The 17,076-nt window shown below is 44.5% G+C and carries 16 protein-coding genes; 7 read left to right on the plus strand and 9 right to left on the minus strand.

From position 1 onward, the window contains the following. Positions 1 to 39: 39 nt before the first annotated feature. From moaA to mutM, 3 genes are all read left to right on the plus strand, one after another. Positions 40 to 1,026: a GTP 3',8-cyclase MoaA gene (gene moaA / locus L1D21_RS13560; RefSeq protein WP_239845802.1), complete on the plus strand. Its 987-nt coding sequence runs from the start codon at positions 40 to 42 to the stop codon at positions 1,024 to 1,026. Positions 1,027 to 1,100: 74 nt separating this feature from the next. Then, on the plus strand, positions 1,101 to 1,559 hold the full coding sequence (locus L1D21_RS13565; RefSeq protein WP_239845803.1) for a hypothetical protein: 459 nt from the start codon (positions 1,101 to 1,103) through the stop codon (positions 1,557 to 1,559). Between the two features lie 3 nt (positions 1,560 to 1,562). Further along, on the plus strand, positions 1,563 to 2,378 hold the full coding sequence (mutM, locus tag L1D21_RS13570; protein WP_239845804.1) for a bifunctional DNA-formamidopyrimidine glycosylase/DNA-(apurinic or apyrimidinic site) lyase: 816 nt from the start codon (positions 1,563 to 1,565) through the stop codon (positions 2,376 to 2,378). A 173-nt stretch (positions 2,379 to 2,551) separates the two neighbouring features. Here mutM and L1D21_RS13575 read toward each other — a convergent pair whose 3' ends face one another. From L1D21_RS13575 to coaD, 5 genes are all read right to left on the minus strand, one after another. After that, a complete protein-coding gene (locus L1D21_RS13575) occupies positions 2,552 to 4,276 on the minus strand; it encodes a glycosyltransferase family 39 protein (protein WP_239845805.1) in 1,725 nt (574 codons plus the stop codon). Positions 4,277 to 4,284: 8 nt separating this feature from the next. Beyond that, entirely contained in the window at positions 4,285 to 4,959 is a 675-nt protein-coding gene (locus L1D21_RS13580; protein WP_239845806.1) for a VTT domain-containing protein, read from the minus strand. Beyond that, entirely contained in the window at positions 4,952 to 5,683 is a 732-nt protein-coding gene (locus tag L1D21_RS13585) for a glycosyltransferase family 2 protein (RefSeq protein ID WP_239845807.1), read from the minus strand. Before L1D21_RS13585 ends, L1D21_RS13580 begins: the two co-directional genes overlap by 8 nt. 113 nt (positions 5,684 to 5,796) lie before the next feature. Beyond that, complete coding sequence (locus tag L1D21_RS13590) at positions 5,797 to 7,302, minus strand: capsule assembly Wzi family protein (RefSeq protein ID WP_239845808.1); 1,506 nt, start codon at positions 7,300 to 7,302, stop codon at positions 5,797 to 5,799. 7 nt (positions 7,303 to 7,309) lie between these two features. Beyond that, a complete protein-coding gene (gene coaD, locus L1D21_RS13595; RefSeq protein WP_239845809.1) occupies positions 7,310 to 7,786 on the minus strand; it encodes a pantetheine-phosphate adenylyltransferase in 477 nt (158 codons plus the stop codon). Positions 7,787 to 8,276: 490 nt separating this feature from the next. Between coaD and rfaD the strand changes: the two genes are divergently transcribed. Beyond that, the gene (rfaD, locus tag L1D21_RS13600) at positions 8,277 to 9,230 is read left to right on the plus strand and encodes an ADP-glyceromanno-heptose 6-epimerase (protein WP_239845810.1); all 954 of its coding nucleotides are present in this window, start codon (positions 8,277 to 8,279) and stop codon (positions 9,228 to 9,230) included. An 88-nt stretch (positions 9,231 to 9,318) separates the two neighbouring features. On the opposite strand, the gene L1D21_RS13605 is transcribed toward rfaD, so the two are convergent. Continuing rightward, on the minus strand, positions 9,319 to 10,182 hold the full coding sequence (locus L1D21_RS13605; protein ID WP_239845811.1) for an adenylyltransferase/cytidyltransferase family protein: 864 nt from the start codon (positions 10,180 to 10,182) through the stop codon (positions 9,319 to 9,321). Positions 10,183 to 10,382: 200 nt separating this feature from the next. Between L1D21_RS13605 and L1D21_RS13610 the strand changes: the two genes are divergently transcribed. Continuing rightward, on the plus strand, positions 10,383 to 11,447 hold the full coding sequence (locus tag L1D21_RS13610) for a CDP-glycerol glycerophosphotransferase family protein (protein ID WP_239845812.1): 1,065 nt from the start codon (positions 10,383 to 10,385) through the stop codon (positions 11,445 to 11,447). A 72-nt stretch (positions 11,448 to 11,519) separates the two neighbouring features. Continuing rightward, on the plus strand, positions 11,520 to 12,641 hold the full coding sequence (locus L1D21_RS13615; protein WP_239845813.1) for a glycosyltransferase family 9 protein: 1,122 nt from the start codon (positions 11,520 to 11,522) through the stop codon (positions 12,639 to 12,641). 122 nt (positions 12,642 to 12,763) lie between these two features. On the opposite strand, the gene L1D21_RS13620 is transcribed toward L1D21_RS13615, so the two are convergent. The 3 genes from L1D21_RS13620 to L1D21_RS13630 all read right to left on the minus strand — a co-directional run bounded on the left by L1D21_RS13620 (position 12,764) and on the right by L1D21_RS13630 (position 16,062). After that, entirely contained in the window at positions 12,764 to 13,861 is a 1,098-nt protein-coding gene (locus L1D21_RS13620) for a glycosyltransferase (RefSeq protein WP_239845814.1), read from the minus strand. 13 nt (positions 13,862 to 13,874) lie between these two features. Further along, on the minus strand, positions 13,875 to 14,936 hold the full coding sequence (locus L1D21_RS13625; RefSeq protein WP_239845815.1) for a hypothetical protein: 1,062 nt from the start codon (positions 14,934 to 14,936) through the stop codon (positions 13,875 to 13,877). Positions 14,937 to 15,012: 76 nt separating this feature from the next. Beyond that, positions 15,013 to 16,062, minus strand: a complete 1,050-nt coding sequence (locus tag L1D21_RS13630) for a glycosyltransferase family 9 protein (RefSeq protein ID WP_239845816.1) — start codon at positions 16,060 to 16,062, stop codon at positions 15,013 to 15,015. 288 nt (positions 16,063 to 16,350) lie between these two features. Between L1D21_RS13630 and L1D21_RS13635 the strand changes: the two genes are divergently transcribed. Beyond that, positions 16,351 to 17,076, plus strand: a complete 726-nt coding sequence (locus L1D21_RS13635) for a 3-deoxy-D-manno-octulosonic acid kinase (RefSeq protein WP_239845817.1) — start codon at positions 16,351 to 16,353, stop codon at positions 17,074 to 17,076.

Consider the following 17,076-nt stretch of genomic DNA (forward strand, 5'->3'; position numbering starts at 1 on the left):
GAGCTGAGCTTATGGCTCAGCGCTTATAGGTAATTTTAAATGAGTTTGATTGTCGATACTTTTGGCCGCACCGTAGAATATTTACGCCTTTCGGTGACTGACAGGTGTGATTTTCGCTGCGTCTACTGCATGAGCGAAGATCCCTGTTTTCTCGACAGAGAGCAGGTATTAAGCCTAGAAGAACTGGCCTGGATTGGCCAAGCCTTTACCGAACTCGGCGTCAAAAAAATCAGACTCACTGGCGGCGAGCCACTGGTTCGCACCGATTGCGACCAGTTGGTCAAACTATTAGGCGAGCTTCCCGGCCTTAAAGAGTTGTCGATGACCACTAATGGTTCCAGACTAACTAAGTTTGCCGACAAGATGCGTCAGTCGGGGCTAAGTAGATTAAATATCAGCCTAGACACCTTAAAGCCTGAGCTATTTACCCAGCTGACACGTAACGGCAAACTCGACCGCGTCATCGCCGGAATTGATGCTGCCAAAGCGGCGGGCTTCGATCGTATCAAGATCAATGCCGTCATTTTACGCGGACAGAACGACGATGAAGTATTGGATTTGATCGAATTTTGTCGCGGTCGCGAACTGGACATTGCCTTTATCGAAGAGATGCCACTAGGGGTCATCGATGAGCGTAAAAAAAGTCGCCATTGCAGCAGCGATGAAGTTAAAACTATTATCAGCCAGCGCTATCCATTAAGCGTGTCAAATAAGCGTACCGGTGGTCCAGCGCGTTATTACACCATGCCCGGCAGCAATATTCATGTGGGCTTTATCTCGCCACACAGTAATAATTTCTGCCATGAATGTAATCGCGTGCGCGTTACCGTTGAGGGGCGATTACTGCTCTGTCTTGGCAATGAAAACTCGGTCGATCTTAAAGCGATAGTACGCCAATACCCAGGCGACATAGAACGTCTAAAACAGGCGATCCTCGATGCCATCAAGCTTAAGCCGAAAGAGCACCATTTTGGTCAGGAAAATGATGTCCAAATCCTACGATTCATGAATGTGACTGGTGGTTAGCAGTCACTTTTGTCGCTAATGGGATTTCGGTGATAAACTCGACTCAATAACGAGTGAAAAGAGTGATTGCCAACATGGCTTTATCCCGTAGGAAATGGAACAACATCATTATTTTAGCCTCCGTCAGCATGGTGGCTATTCTGACGTTTTTGGATAATCATACTCCCAATATTCCGGAACAAGCTCAGCCACTCTTCGATAAGGCGGCGCCACTTTATCAGCTGCAATATAATGATTTATGGCTCAGTCAGGGTGGTTTCTCTTGGCACTGCGAAGCAAGCGTTCTCAACTGCGACGAATGGGGTGAAGCCTGGAGCAATATTTTAGTTTCTCCCATCGAGAAATTAATCCCTCCAGAATCCACTCCCCATGAACTCGTTATCCAAATCGAACTGGTCGCCACACCTCAGCTATGGTTAATGTACCCGCAGCAAGGCTTATTAAAATCCCCTGCAGGAAACTGGTATCAAATCCCCCCCAGCTTACGTGGCGCACTCGATCCCATATTAGATGCCAAACAGAATAACGAGTAACCTATGCCTGAATTACCCGAAGTCGAAGTCACCTGCCAAGGGGTTTCTCCTCACCTTGTCGATCAACAAGTTACTAAGCTCATCGTCCGTAATGGATCACTGCGTTGGCCTGTCCCTGAGATAGCTCAGCAGATTGTCGGGCAAACAATCCGCAACGTTCGCCGCCGCGCAAAGTACCTGCTAATCGACACTGATGCGGGCACAACGATAGTGCATCTGGGGATGTCGGGTAGTCTCAGGATCTTGCCTAAAACCACCCCGCCGGAAAAGCATGATCATATCGACTTAGAAATGGCCAGCGGCAAGATTCTCCGCTTTAATGATCCTCGACGTTTTGGTGCTTGGCTCTGGTGTGAACTACCAGAACAAGCTCATCCCTTGCTGTCAAAGTTGGGACCAGAACCTTTATCTAATGCTTTTAATCTAGAACACCTGGCTCAGGCGTTGAAAGGTAAGAAAAAAGCCATAAAGCTATGTTTAATGGATAATCATATCGTGGTGGGCGTGGGTAATATCTATGCTAATGAAGCCCTTTTTGCAGCAGGCATTCATCCTCAAACCGAGGCTGGTAAGGTCGATACCGAACGCTTAACGCTATTGGTGGTCGAAGTTAAACAGATCTTAGCCAATGCCATTAAACAAGGGGGAACCACCCTCAAAGACTTCACCAATGCCGAAGGTAAACCCGGCTATTTTGCGCAGAAGCTACATGTGTATGGCCGCGGTGGTGAAACCTGTACTCAATGTGGTCATCTGCTAAGTGAAATCAAGCTAGGACAGCGCGCTACTGTGTTTTGTAGTCTGTGTCAGACGAAGTAATACCAATCGCAGTAATTATCTGATCATTCTTGCTAGTTAACCTTTTCTGTTACAAACGGGCTGATCACTAATTTACTTTGATTGGTATAACTCATACAAGTTTCTCCATAAAAAATGCCTGCAATTGCAGGCATTTTTAGTACTAACTCAACCAGCTTACTCTACTGAGCACACTACTCTTTTAACCAATGGCCGGGATGATCGGTAAAATACTGATATTCCCTCTCAGGTTTAGGGCATTCGGGTTGCATATTGTCACTCGATAATAAAATCCACTCGTCGCGATGCGCTACACCCATACTACGTCCTCCAGCCACATCGAAACAACTCAGCTCGCCATCACTACGTACCAATACATAGCGATTCGGAGCCTGATTCATCCAGGCCCAGGCATTGCGTTGCTGCTCTTCCACCGAACTCAGGTAACTGAAATGGGTCACGCTCATGGGCGAAAACAAAATAAATTGTTCTTTAAACTTAATCAGCCCTAACTGCGCATCTTCGCCAATGACTTCAGCGGTATGTTTCATCAGCTCTCTTGGAGTACGCATATCATCGAGTAGACTATAACCCCAAGTGCTGATCAGCACCCAGCCCAAAACCGAAACAACACCCACTTTAATTAAGGCAAACTTAGCTCTCAATATCCAAAGCAGCCCCAGCCACAGCACACCCAAGGTGATAAACAAATAGCTAATATAAGTGAGATCGGCACTATAATCGGCAAGTGCCTTAGCCACAGCGGGATGATGAATGTAGGCAAGTACGCCAGCCACAAGCAACACCACACCAAGGAACCACAATAAGCCACTGACTAGCTTTTCAAACCAGACCTTAGGCGAGACCCCAGTTAAAATTGCCGAGCTAGCCAAGGCCAACATGGGCAGTGCCGGTAAAATATAGACGTTACGTTTACCCGGACTAATACTGAAAAACAGCACCACTAATGCGACCCAAATCAGCAAAATTGCAATAGTGGGTTCAGCTTTCACTTTCTGTACCCAAGTTTTCCAATAAGCAACCACCAACAAAGAGATAGGGAACCACATCCAAGGGATCACGCTAAAAACAAAAAAGTACCAAGGCTTGATATGATGCCAGGCATTGGCATAACGCTCGCCGGTCTGTTTAAACAAGATATTGTTTTGATATGCAATAAGCTCAGGAGTACCAACCGATTGCACCGTTAACACCATAGGCACTAGCCAACAGGCGATGACTGCTAACATCACCAATGGCCCCACCAGACACAACCAGGTTAAGCGCCCTTGGAAACGTGTACGGTCTTTAAAGGCATACAGAGCAATAGGCAGTAACATCAATAAAGGCAAGAAACCCACGCCCTTGGTAATCACCCCAAGCCCCATAAAGCCCCAGCCTGCAAAATACCAACGCCAATGAGCGCCCAGCATAAAGTGACGAATTAACCCATAGCAGCCTAAGGTTATCCAGCACATCACCATGGCATCAATTTGGGCATTCTTAGCCTGCATCAAAAACTGGGGTACGATTAATAATAATAACGCGGCATTACGTCCGACACGGACATTCCACAATCTCGAACCCAGGTCATAGACCAGAAACAGAGTAATGAATCCACATAGCGCATTGGGCAACAGAAAGGCGATTTTAAGATCGCCCGTTAATTGGTAAAACAACGCAATTGCCCACATAAAGACAGGCGGTTTATCGGGATAATACTCGCCACCTCGAGTAGGAAATAGCCATTGACCAGAAGTCACCATTTCACGTGCAACTTCGACAAAGCGGGGTTCATCAGCAGGCCAAGGCGAACGAAAGCCGATGCCAACCAGTAATATCAGAACCGCCATTAACATTAGCGTCCACAGCACCTGATAATAATCATCGCTATTGAAACGACGAGCAAAAGATTCCATTTTAATCCCTATTCCTCTTCTACCAACTCATCGACTTGCTTACGCAGACGCGAGCGATAGAGATATGCGCCAATCACGCTAGAAACGATAAACAACCCGATGCTGACCACCAGCTGATTATGGTCTGACAAGCCTACACCTGCACCGGCAAAGCTAAAGATAAACATCTGCGGCAGATAACCGATAAAACTGCCGAAAATAAAACCTCTTGCAGGCACATGAGTCGCCCCCGCAAATAGGTTAGTGAGCAGGTTACTTCCTACCGGCAACAGGCGAATTAACAGCACCTTAAGCCAGGTTCTTTCCACAATAAGCAGCTCAAATTTATACAACTTGCGACTAAAGCGACGCTGAAGAGTGGAGCGAATTGTTAACCTTGCAAAGTAGAATGCAAAAACGCAACCGATTAAGGCAGCAACCGTTGACAACAAACCACCCAGAGCACCACCTAAAGCGAAGCCAAAGACAAAGGCAATCATTTGCCTTGGACCACCTACGGCAGTAAATAAGGCGCCGACGAACAATAAACCCCATAGCGCCATAACGCCATTTTCATCGATCATTTGAGCAACCCAGTTGCTGTCGGTCACATGCTCAAATAGCCCTTGCTGAGTAGCAAAGGTCAGCAGAAGCAGTAAACATACGATCAACAGGGTTTTATAGAAACGCTTTCTCTTAGCCATGAGAAGTGGTTTCTTGCTTGGCGATCTTAGCCACTTTTGCGCGGCGTCCTAACCACATCACACCAAGAATATCGACAATGCCCACCCAAACGCGGTTCCAAGCTGTGTATTTCGACACACCTTCTTGACGGTCTCTATGATTGACCACAGAAATATAAACTTCTCCGCCCATACGACGTACTAAGGCAGGAATATATCTGTGCATATGATCGAAATAGGGCAAACAGAGAAAGGTTTCACGAGGAAATAGTTTTAAACCACAGCCAGTATCTGGCACACCATCATTCAATAATGCGTCTCGCACCTTATTGGCAAAACGAGACTGAAAGCGTTTCCAAGGAGTGTCTTTACGATTTTTACGATAGCCAGCAATGCAGAAATGTTGTGCTTGTATTTGTGATAGCTGCGCAAACATGGCCGGGATATCGGCAGGATCATTTTGTCCATCCGCATCCAAGGTGACAATATACTCACCACTGGCGTGTTTTACTCCAGTTAAGATAGCCGTACTCTGACCTGTACTTTTTTCGTGACGAATCGCTTTCGCTACACAGCCCATCTCTTTTGCCGTGTTAATGACTTCGCCAAAAGTATCATCCTGACTGCCATCATCTACGACAACAATCTCAAATTCGGTCAGGCCCTGTAAAGCTTGGCAAATCTCTCTCATAAGCGGGCCAATATTGCCCACTTCATCTTTGCCAGGTATCACTACTGAAATCAAATCGACGCTCCAAAAAAATTAATCGCCAAGGATAATAACAAGCTTGGCATGATATTAATAAAAGACATTATAAATGCCTCAGACACTCTATGGTGTCTTAAATTTACATACCGTTAAAAACGGTATTCATAAGTTCCAAATAGCGTACCATCAGTATCATTGTCAGCCGTTTCAAATTCAGACTGAGAGACGGTGCCACCGACACTCATCATCCCTTTCCAAATAGGCATACGATAGCTCAGTTCTAACATCAGCAGATCTTCTTTCGGAGGCTGTGGCGACCAGAGCCCACCTCGATTAACCCCATCATTATTGAGTTGTGCGTAACGCAATATAGAAGTAAAGCCACGACTGTTAGCAAACTGCCCCACCACACCTAAGGCGTATACTTTGGCATCACTATCATAAGTACTACCATAGCTGCGACCATAATAACGTGAGCCACTCTGATAAGTACCATGCTCGTAAAAACAGTTAAAGCTGTTAGGGTCGAGACCACAGGCCACTGTGGTGTTAGAATATTCAAAGAACAATTTATATTGCTGACTATCGAAATCTAAACGGGTATCTGTACCCACTAAATAGCCACAATCTGCCAGTTCCCAAGGCATAGGACCTTTTGAATCTTCGCAAGTTCGCTCGAGATAAATTCCCACCGGAATATCAAACCAAGTATCGCCATAACGAATATCGAAACCCGCCATCTGATTACCCACGGCAGACTTCAATGCCGGATCGCAATTAGTTGAACCATCAGGACAAATACTTTTGCCTGCAAATGCATCCAATAAGGTGGTAAATCCACACTCCTGACCATCACCACAGAACATAGTGGTCCAAGACAAACCAATTTCTATCTGCTGAATAGGTCTAATCGTGCCGCGAAAATTCCACAGCAAGGGATTTTCAACCGCACGATCATCATCGTTCAGCCAGGTTACCCCAGCGGTAAAGGTCCAAGGGCCAATCCAAGACAACCAAGGAGTTTCAAATGCGGCGGCATTATTGCGACTTATCATCAAAGAAGGGGCGGGTCGCGCATTATTAGACTTGATTAATCCAGTATCGAAGCCGGGTCCCCACCACTGCTCGACGCTTCCCAGTGTGACCATCCAATTACCGAGCGCCATTGCAACATAAGAATCATCGAGGCGAAATGACTGATCATCCTCGGCATCGAAATTACCTGAGCCACTGATCTTAAAGGCAAAACGGTCACCCATATATTCATGAGAGGCTTTTAACTCGCCACGCTCACGATAGTCTGAACCGAAATGCTGAAAACGAGCAGCATCGGTGGCTCCCGCCAACTTAATACCCGTATTGCCCCGATTAGTTAGTGCATTTTGATAATAAAAATTCACTCGCGCAAAGGCCTCGGTTAAGGCTGGACTCAGAGTCGAAGGCTCAACTTTACTCAGGTCAGCACCAATACCTGCCCACATCAAGGGGTAAGTATTTATCGGCACGGTAATAACACCTTCATCGGCTAATGCTTGAATATCGGCGCGTAAATAGATATCTGAAACATCAACCCAAGGCGCAGCAGAAACCAGAGAGCTAAACCATAAACTCACGACCGAAATGGCCGTTAAAAGATAAACTTGTATTTTTTTCATTAACAACTTAATCCTGTTGTTGGAGCGCTTTTGTCACTTCCGGGTGAACAAACTGACTGACATCGCCGCCATGCAATGCGACCTCTTTAACCAATGTCGATGAGATAAACGAATTTTCTTCTGCCGGCGTTAAGAACACGCTTTCTAAATCGGCATTTAAACGGCGATTCATATTAGCGAGTTGAAACTCATATTCAAAATCAGATACCGCACGTAAACCGCGAACCAGTACGCTGGCATTTTGCTCTTTGGCAAAGTCTACCAATAAGCCTTTAAACCCCACTACTTCGACATTATCTAAATGCGCAGTGACCAATTTAACCAGTTCGACTCGTTCAGAAAGACTAAATTTGGGTTGCTTAGAAGGATTGGCTGCAATACCTATCACCACATGCTTAAATAATTTAGCCGCCCGCTCGATGAGATCGGTATGGCCATTCGTGATAGGGTCGAAAGTTCCAGGATAGATAGCTCTTGTGTGCACAGTTTCACGACCTAATTAACGCCTTAGATGTAGCATAGTGTAGCGAGTTTACGCAAAGGATTGAACAATAAAAGCATTGTTTTACCAAATCATAACTTCGACATAATCACTTTGCAGAGCTCCTTCGCCAATAGTGTGATACTCAGTCATCGGCAAGCCCTTTGAAAGAATGACCGCAATTTAGAATAAATTTATGTTTAAGCAGAATAAACTCACTGCTGCAAATCATTTATCACTGTCTCTTTGGTCATAAATCAGCATAGGTATTTTGAGTGCCATGTCATCTTAGCAGTGCCAAATCACCTTAAATACCAAACAAAAACACATCAGATAGACTTTCTGGTAAAATATGCTGATGTGTCATCAATAAGCAGCAAGTACGTCTTTTAAGTTAATTACGCCTATCGTGCTGATCTGAGGTTTAGCTCAACAGCGGTAATCGGCTCAAAACAAGTACCAGTTTGCATCACTCAACCACTTGGAAAGTATTATGATTATTGTCACGGGTGCCGCAGGATTTATTGGCAGCAACTTAGTCAAGTCACTCAATGAATTAGGACGTCGCGATATTATCGCGGTAGATGACCTAACCGACGGCACAAAAATGTTTAATCTTGCCGATTGTGAAATTGCCGATTATCTAGACAAAGATGAGTTTCTTAGCCTAATCAAAGCCGGTGAATTTGACGGACAAGTTGAGGTCATTTTTCACCAAGGTGCATGCTCTTCCACCACAGAATGGGACGGTAAGTTCATGATGACCAATAATTATGAATATTCCAAAACCTTACTCCATTTCTGCGAGCGCAATGCCAGTCAGTTTATCTATGCTTCATCAGCTTCGGTCTACGGCGGTAGCGATAGCTTTATCGAAAAGCGAGAAGTCGAAAAACCGCTGAACGTATATGCCTACTCTAAGTTCTTGTTTGATCAATATGTTCGCCAGCATTCATTCAAAACCCAAGTCGCAGGATTACGCTACTTCAATGTTTATGGCCCACGAGAGCAACACAAAGGCGGTATGGCCAGTGTCGCGTTCCACTTTAATAACCAAATCAAGGCAAATGGAATATGCCGCTTATTTGAAGGCGTCGATGGTTATGAAGATGGCCAGCAATTACGTGATTTCGTTTATGTAGAAGATGTGGTCAAAGTCAATTTATGGCTATGGCAAAATGCCAGCGTCTGCGGGATTTTCAACTGTGGTACCGGCCAGGCTCAAAGTTTCAACGATGTGGCCAATGCAGTGATTGCCTATCACGGTACTGGCAGTATCGAATACATTCCCTTCCCCGATAAGTTAAAAGGCGCGTATCAGAGTTACACTCAAGCCGATCTCAATAATTTACGCGCTGCAGGCTATCAAGATGCCTTTAAGACTGTAGAGCAAGCCGTACCCGAATATTTAAACTGGCTAAAAGAACAGCATTTTATCGGCCAATAAATACGCTTATCTTGACGACAAAAAAGCCCCAAGCAATTTGCTTGGGGCTTTTTATTTAATCCATGGCAATAGGATTAGCTGACCAATATCAACTCTTAGGTGTGAGATTCAACTTTTGCTTCAACACCGTTGAACTGACATTCGGGGTGTAATCAAAATAGACCATTTCACAGGTCACTGGAGGGTATTTACCTTTCCAGTCAGAACCGACCGAAATGGCATCTATTTGATATTGATCGACGACATCCTGCTTATTTTTATCGACCTGAGGGATCACTTCATCCACATAACGATTAGCCTCTAGAATCGAAATCCGCTCTTCAAATGGAATTATTGGTGGCCTGCCCTTAGATTTGATAATCAGCTCATCGGTCGACACACCAACAATAAGATAATCACATAACTCTTTGGTCTTTTTGAGAATATTTAAATGACCTTGATGGAATATATCGAAACAACCTGAGGTATACATGCGGCGATAAGGTTTACTTGAGCTGGCATCTTGTTGTGATAAGCCTATGCTACAAAAGTCGCTTTTTAAAGTTTTTAGCAACTCGTCACGGTAAATGGTTTCAAGGGCTAAATCATCACCTAAACTCGGTGGCTTAGGCCACTGGCTATCGAGAAACTCTTTGCCGCAAAACTCCACGGCAAACTCATAGCGAGGAATAACATGAAAATGCACAGCAGGATCAACCATCATCAACATTAAATAATTGATTTTGCTATACTCAAAACGCTGTGATAGTACCTTTTCTATGTCAGCAATAATTAATTTTTGCTCATCGGCGGCCAGATCGGATATCTCAGAATAATGATGTACGTTCTCCTTGCAGATCAACACCATTGAACCCAATGTCGGTTGACCCGGTCTAAGCAGCAAATGCCAATATTGGTAAGATTTAATCAGGCTAGACGGGTAATCAAATTTTCTTAACGTCGCGTGAGGCATAGGGATAAACTCTTAAAAATTCTAGTCAATATTTTACGCTATTCGCCTTATAGCGTCCATTTGTTCTATTGATAGCCTTGATTTGAGGTTATCTATTGCTCCCCAAGCACTCATTTAGGTAAGTTATGATTTGCGGAGCCGTTTTAACCTACTTTATAATCCAGTCGTCCATTAAGAATGACACTGACTAAGAGAGTCTTATGTTAATCGCTTTTGATCTACTCAATATTTATTACCTGCCCCAATATAGCCCGATCATTGAACGGCTTAAGGCGCGAGGACATAGAGTTCAGATCATAGGTTACGCCAATAAAAACGACACCCATACTTATGGCGATATTTTAAAGCAACTCGATGTCGAACTCTTGTGGGTTAAAGACGATAAGGAAGCTGCCAGTCTTTATCAAACCAATAAACCTGACTGGGTTTTCTTTGGTAATAAATTTAACTATTTAGATGAAGTACATCTGTATTCCAAAACCGCTCAACTGGGTCACGGCATAGGTCCCAAACCCAGTTATTATCATAAATCATGTACCCCAATGACGGTAAGATTTATCGAAGGCAGCCTGCGTCTAGAAAAAATTAATCAACTTTATCCCAACGATAACTTCGTTCAGGTCGGTTTTTCTAAGTTAGACCCCATTATCAACGGTCAAGAACCGGGATTAGATTTAATCAAATTAGGACTCGACCCAACTAAACCTACATTACTCTATGCACCCACCTTCAATCCAAGTTCTTTAGAATGCTTTCCTGATAATTGGCCTGCAGACTTTGCCGAGTTTAATCTTCTGATCAAGGCACATTCGATCACATTAACTCGAGAGCAATATGCTAAACAACGTGAAAAGCTCGCTCGCTGGACCACATTCGATAACGTCTATGTTGCCGGTGATCATGATCTTTCGCTACTCCCATTCATGCACAATGCCGACCTATTAATCAGTGAAGCATCAAGCACACTGTTTGAGTTTGCCGCACTGGATAAACCCGTTATCGTGTGTAACTTTTTCAAGTTAAAATGGAATTATCGCGGAATATTTAGGTACCGATTCTACAAACGCTTCGGCAAAGATAACGTACTCTATAACAATATTGGTGCGCATATTAACGCATACTCAGAACTACAGCAGTGTGTAAAGCAGCAACTTGCAGAACCACAGCAATACCATAAGCAACGTCAGCAATATACCCAAGATCATGTCGGGCCTACCGATGGCAAAGCCTCAGACAGAATCGTCGATTATTTGGAAAGCCACTAATAACTTTCAGCATCATTGGCGCCTGAATTAAGCTCGCCAAATCACCACTTAATACAAGGTATAGGCACAATAATGTCTCTTATTACTCAGCACCAAATGGAAAGCGCCAAGAAATTATTATTCATCTCCCCTTTGGCTCTCGGTGACTTTCTTTACCTGAAAACATTTCTTATTGGCCTGAAGCAGCAATATCCGGCATTGGAAATCGATGTTTGTATCGATGATATCCGCAACGATCAACAAGCATGGCGTCTGTCTCGTAGTAAAATCATGCAGCAATGGATCACCTCTGATCCCGCCTTTACGCGCTTTTATGGTTGCTGTGGCTCTAAAGCAGAACAACAGCAACAAATCGATAAAGCCGTTGAGCAAAACTATGACCTAGTGATCTGCCATTCTCGCAGCAAGAGTGCGCAGTTTTCTGCGATATCGAGGAAAATGGCTCCAAATGCCTTTATCGTCTCTAGCGTTGGTGACTCGAAATTTGCCGGCTTATTAGATTGGTGGCTATTCCGCCATAGCAATAAGCTATTTCAACTTGATCCTGCCGCGATGCCAGCGGAGCACCACATCACTGATAGGTTTTATCAAGTGATGAACAGTATCGCTGGATTAACCATGGCTAAATCTGAATTTATGCCAGATCTTAGTGTGCCTGCCGAAATAGAACCGTTAACCACTCATTGGATTTCTAAGCATTTTAGTGACCCAGAAAGACAAGGAAAGCTACTATTTTTAAATCACCTCTCAACCAACACCAAGAAAGACTGGCAACTTGAGCAATTGTTAGCATTAATCGAAAAAATAGCAGAAGAAGACAAACGTCAGCGCTTTGTGATTAATGTGACCCCAGAACACTATGACGCAGTGTACCAACGAGCGCAGCAGTTCGTTGCAGAGACACAATTACAAGTTGCAGTATTTACCGTAAATAAGAACTTCTTTGAACTGCCTTCATTAATTGCTCAAGCAGACTTCGTGATCACTGTCGATACCGCAATTTTGCATTTCGCTTTTGCGGCTAAGCGGCCGCTACTGGCCTTGATGCGCCAAAAGAAACCTTATTGGGCACCACCGGAAAGTCCGACTTCTCACGTGATGTATGCTGTTGAGGGGAAAGGACATATTTCAGATATACCGGTAGAGCGAGTATTTCAGCAATACCAGAAAATGAATCAAATGGTTGGTAGTTAAGTTTTTTAAACTAAACCTATTAAACCAAAGACTTTATTAACTAAAAGCTTTTTAAACTAAGGCCGCTTTCATCAAGGCTTTATTGGCAGCCCAAGGTTGCCAATAAAGACCGCTAAAACAGCTTAAACATCACATAATGCCACATAGTTGTGCACCACTTTTTCAACATTGATATGAGCAAAAATCTCAACCTGATCAATTTCGGGATAATGAGCTAAGGCTTCATCCAATTTATTGGCTAAGGCGCCGACATCTCGTCGGGGCAACAAATAATCGGTTAACTCACCTGTTAATATCTCATCGGGTCCATGAGGACAAAGTGTACTCACAACAGGCGTACCACAAATCAGCGATTCGATTAACACCGTAGGCAAACCTTCATAATCTGAGCTTAATACTAATAATCTGGCCTGTTTTATCCAAGGAAAAGGATTCGCTTGAAAGCCGGGGCAAATAATCCGCTCGGCCACGCCATATTTGCGCGCCAATTTCATCGCCTTCTTCGGATTATTACATAGCAAAACTAAAGGCAAATTATGCTGCATCTTGGCAAGGGCCTTAAACAAAATGTCATGACGCTTCTGTCTTGCCACTCGTCCAACGTGGATTAAATAATCCCCTTGAGGAATATCAGGGCAATCTTGCAGAGCCTGCTCCCTGATGGCGCTAAAATCAAAAGGGTTATAGATGGTCTGTAGTGAAAGTGGCTGAATGCGCTTGTTATCGAGAATCTCACGCTCAATCCCTTTAGAGACAGCGACCAAACGTTGTCCATTTAAGGCTTTCTTGGCGCGCAACATCCGCAGATATGACAAGGGGCCGAGCTTACGCTCGCGTTTAAGCTCCTCTTCGATAGAGTTATGCACCACTATGTATAACGACGCGACATTGGCTTTAGTCAGCAACAAATTACTCTTGTCGAGATTGGAGAGAATAAGATCGAAGTGGCCAAATTCGATTTGGATGTTAGCCAACCAACTGCGCACTCGCGTAACTGAGCGAGGTAAACGCCATAAACTATCGATATGTCGCTCAGCTTTAGTGAAACAAAAATGCACCGGAATCGCTTCAGGGAGCTGATAATCACAGTTTGGCATCATCACTAAAAGGTGAGGTTCATGCCCCTGCTTTTTTAGCTCGTTCGCTAAGGTCAACACTATCTTTTCTGCGCCGCCACCAGCAAGACTGTCTATGGCTAGACCGATGCGTTTACTCACCATCTTATTGTCCATTTTAGCCAAGTAACCTGTTTATTTCTGCCATACAGATATCTAGGCCATTAGCCTCACCTTCACTGGCCATTTGTTGAATAAGCTGCGCCGAGACATCGGCTTGTGTTAAGCGTTCAACTTCAATCGTCATCTGTTCTACAGTCGGTTCGCAACTAATCACTAAGCCTCTAGCAAGACAGCGTTTAATCCGGCTAGGTTGGTCCTTAGATACCGAGACAGTCAGTGTCGGCACCTTCAACGCTATCGCTTGCAGCAGAGTATCACCACCACTCAATACCGCCCCCTTAGCGCCCACCAATAAGTTAATAAAATCAAAACTACTTAGCTGCTTAATGGCAATCACACCTTGCAGTTCTGGTAACGGCTTAGTGTAATTGGGACCAAACACCATCACACTGACGATCCCCGTGTTCAAAAAATTCGCTTCGGCGACCTTAGCGAAACGGTCCGCGGCGAGCTCATCATCGAACAAGTGGCCACCCGAGCCCGCACTATAGAGCAGATATGAATTAGCTTGGAGCTGATACTTCTGCAACAAAGCCTGCTGAATCTGAACATCGGGACGAGCAAATACAGACCCGGTAAAAATAGGCAGATCGCACTTAAACAGGTTAAGTTTAAATTTATCGAAAGCAGTCACATCGCCAATCACAAACTCAGGCTGTACGACCCAATGACTATCGGTCACTAAAGCTCGTTCTATTTTCATGCCCCGAGCTCGTTTACGTCGATGCTGACTGATAAAAACCACTTTCGCGCCATTGCGGTGCGCATGCTTGAGCTGTGCCTTGCGGCCTGCAGCATCAAAAATCACCATATCGGGTTTGAGCAAAGAAACGAGGTCGTTGACTTCTTTAACGCGTTTGGTCGGTGTGTCATCCACTAGATGAGCGGGATAAGGACAATCTTTGGCATAAAGAGTGTGGCTATTAAGCACAAACTCAACCTTCGCCTCGGGCCAATGCTTGATAATTGCATCGGCAATAATAGTAGAGCGCATATATTCGCCAATACCCTCTTCACAGGATACTGGAACAAATAAAAACCTTGGCGCTTTTGGCATCAAATATATCCCTAGAACTTAGTATCTTGAATGATTAAGGCTTAACTTACTGCCATCCTTTGTAAGCTGTTTGAGTCTAACATTTAACATTCAGACGTTGCGAGACTTGATTGAATTTTTCAATCACTGCCTCGGTGCTGATCAGCGCCATTAAATGCTCTCCTTTTGCCCTAGTGCCCCAAGGGATCTCTCCCGAGCGCTGCGCTGCAATCGCCTCATCATACACACTGACCACATCATTGAGACAAGTATAAGGCCCAGTTCTCCCGGGGTTAGAATGTGCATATAGTCCAATCACTGGTGTCCCTTGAGTCACCGCCATATGCGCAGGTCCAGTATCGGGAGCCAGCACAATGGAGGCTTGCTTCAAAACAGCTAATAGCTGAGTCAAGCTGGTATTGCCCACCTGATTTTCTATGTCATGCTGAGCAGCAGCTTGAATATCGGCAGCGAGATTTTTTTCCAAAGCCGCAGGACCGCCGCATAAAATAACGCGATAACCTTGCTCTACTGCATGATCGGCAACCGCTGCGTAACGTTCGGCTAACCAATTACGCTCCGCCTTACTCGCAGCGGCACAAATCACTAAGGTTTTATCACCAGCAGGGATCAATTGTTCAGCGAAACGACTATCAGCCTCGGGAACGGGAATATGCCATTTTGGGGATAAATCATCGACACCTATGGCTTTAGCAAATCCCATGAATCCTTCTAGCACATGAGGCATAGCCAAAGGCTCAACACTATGATTGGTTACTAACCATTGCCCCTCCTTAGCACGGGCTTTATCGAAACCCACTCGCTTTTTGGCAGAGATCATCAACGAGGCAAGCGTGGCACGTAAAGCCACTTGCATGTGCAATAACACATCAAAATGTTGTCCCGCCAAGGCTTTCTTTAAATTGAAATAGCTACGCCAACCTTGAGATTTATCGAAAATAACAAACTCGATACCTTCGAGGTGTTTCAGTAGTTGATACTCGACCTTGCCGATAATCCAAGTAATTTTCAACTGAGGATATTGGCGCTGAATCGCTTGCACCATGGCCACCGCGTGGCACACATCGCCAATCGCCGATAAACGTAATAAACAAATGGACTGGGCCGACTGCAAATTTAAGCGCATAAGGTTTTTAGAATCACTATGTTAAGAATAAGAGATGAAGGCATATAAGGTTTCACTTCGAGTTTAATGGAGATTCTGATCCGGTTCCATGTTTCACACCAATTCAGCGATAGATTCTTGCTAAATTAGCCATCACAGCCTCAGAGTAGAGTAACGCTGTACCTTGATAGTCGATAATGTGATTTCAGCACTAAAGTTAACGAGTTAATATCTAAAAATGCTGAACCAGAATAAAGATCGAGTACAATAAAGATATTCGCTTCGCATCTAGAGCCCTACGAACTAACTATGCAGATCAAACGTACCCAAGCAGGTTATATCGCCTTTTATCAATCCGAGCTGAAATCAATCACTCCTGACTGGTTTACTTTCGATTACTGGCAAGAGCTGGGTGCCGTTACGGGGTCTTCCAAAGGTCGCTACACCACTTGGTTCGTGTCACCACAATCGATAGTTCCAGCCCCCACAGCTGAATGGGTGCTGCGTCATTATTATCGTGGCGGACTCATGGAGAAATTTAGCCGCGATGCTTATCTTTATACTGGCCTAAAACGTACCCGAGCTATCGCTGAATTCTCCTTATTAGCTCGGCTTCATGAAGAAGGGTTTGCGGTACCTAAACCGATTGCGGCACAAGTTCAGCGCAGCGGTATTCATTATCGTGCCGATATCATTATTGAACGTATTGAAGGCGCACAAGATTTAGTCGCAAAGCTTGCCGCTAGCGAAATGAGTCAAGAGGAATGGCAAGCCTTAGGCGCTCAGATTGCTAAATTTCACCAGCGCGGTGTTTATCATGCTGACCTCAATGCCAAAAATATTTTAATCAGTGATCATGGTTTCACGCTGATTGACTTTGACAGAGGCGAGATCCGCCCTCCTTCACCAAAATGGCAACAGGCAAACCTTGATCGCCTATTACGCTCTTTTAACAAAGAAAAAAACAAACTGCCTGCACTACAATTTAATGAACGCAACTGGCAACAGTTATTGGCCGGTTACCGCAAATCCTAA

Source organism: Shewanella sp. Isolate11 (assembly GCF_022398315.1).
Taxonomy (GTDB): Bacteria; Pseudomonadota; Gammaproteobacteria; order Enterobacterales; family Shewanellaceae; genus Shewanella.

Coding starts and splice junctions, on each gene's coding strand:
- moaA (WP_239845802.1), top strand. CDS start 40: ATGAGTTTGATTGTCGATACTTTTGGCCGCACCGTAGAATATTTACGC.
- L1D21_RS13565 (WP_239845803.1), top strand. CDS start 1,101: ATGGCTTTATCCCGTAGGAAATGGAACAACATCATTATTTTAGCCTCC.
- mutM (WP_239845804.1), top strand. CDS start 1,563: ATGCCTGAATTACCCGAAGTCGAAGTCACCTGCCAAGGGGTTTCTCCT.
- L1D21_RS13575 (WP_239845805.1), bottom strand. CDS start 4,276: ATGGAATCTTTTGCTCGTCGTTTCAATAGCGATGATTATTATCAGGTG.
- L1D21_RS13580 (WP_239845806.1), bottom strand. CDS start 4,959: ATGGCTAAGAGAAAGCGTTTCTATAAAACCCTGTTGATCGTATGTTTA.
- L1D21_RS13590 (WP_239845808.1), bottom strand. CDS start 7,302: ATGAAAAAAATACAAGTTTATCTTTTAACGGCCATTTCGGTCGTGAGT.
- rfaD (WP_239845810.1), top strand. CDS start 8,277: ATGATTATTGTCACGGGTGCCGCAGGATTTATTGGCAGCAACTTAGTC.
- L1D21_RS13605 (WP_239845811.1), bottom strand. CDS start 10,182: ATGCCTCACGCGACGTTAAGAAAATTTGATTACCCGTCTAGCCTGATT.
- L1D21_RS13610 (WP_239845812.1), top strand. CDS start 10,383: ATGTTAATCGCTTTTGATCTACTCAATATTTATTACCTGCCCCAATAT.
- L1D21_RS13615 (WP_239845813.1), top strand. CDS start 11,520: ATGTCTCTTATTACTCAGCACCAAATGGAAAGCGCCAAGAAATTATTA.
- L1D21_RS13620 (WP_239845814.1), bottom strand. CDS start 13,861: ATGGTGAGTAAACGCATCGGTCTAGCCATAGACAGTCTTGCTGGTGGC.
- L1D21_RS13625 (WP_239845815.1), bottom strand. CDS start 14,936: ATGCCAAAAGCGCCAAGGTTTTTATTTGTTCCAGTATCCTGTGAAGAG.
- L1D21_RS13630 (WP_239845816.1), bottom strand. CDS start 16,062: ATGCGCTTAAATTTGCAGTCGGCCCAGTCCATTTGTTTATTACGTTTA.
- L1D21_RS13635 (WP_239845817.1), top strand. CDS start 16,351: ATGCAGATCAAACGTACCCAAGCAGGTTATATCGCCTTTTATCAATCC.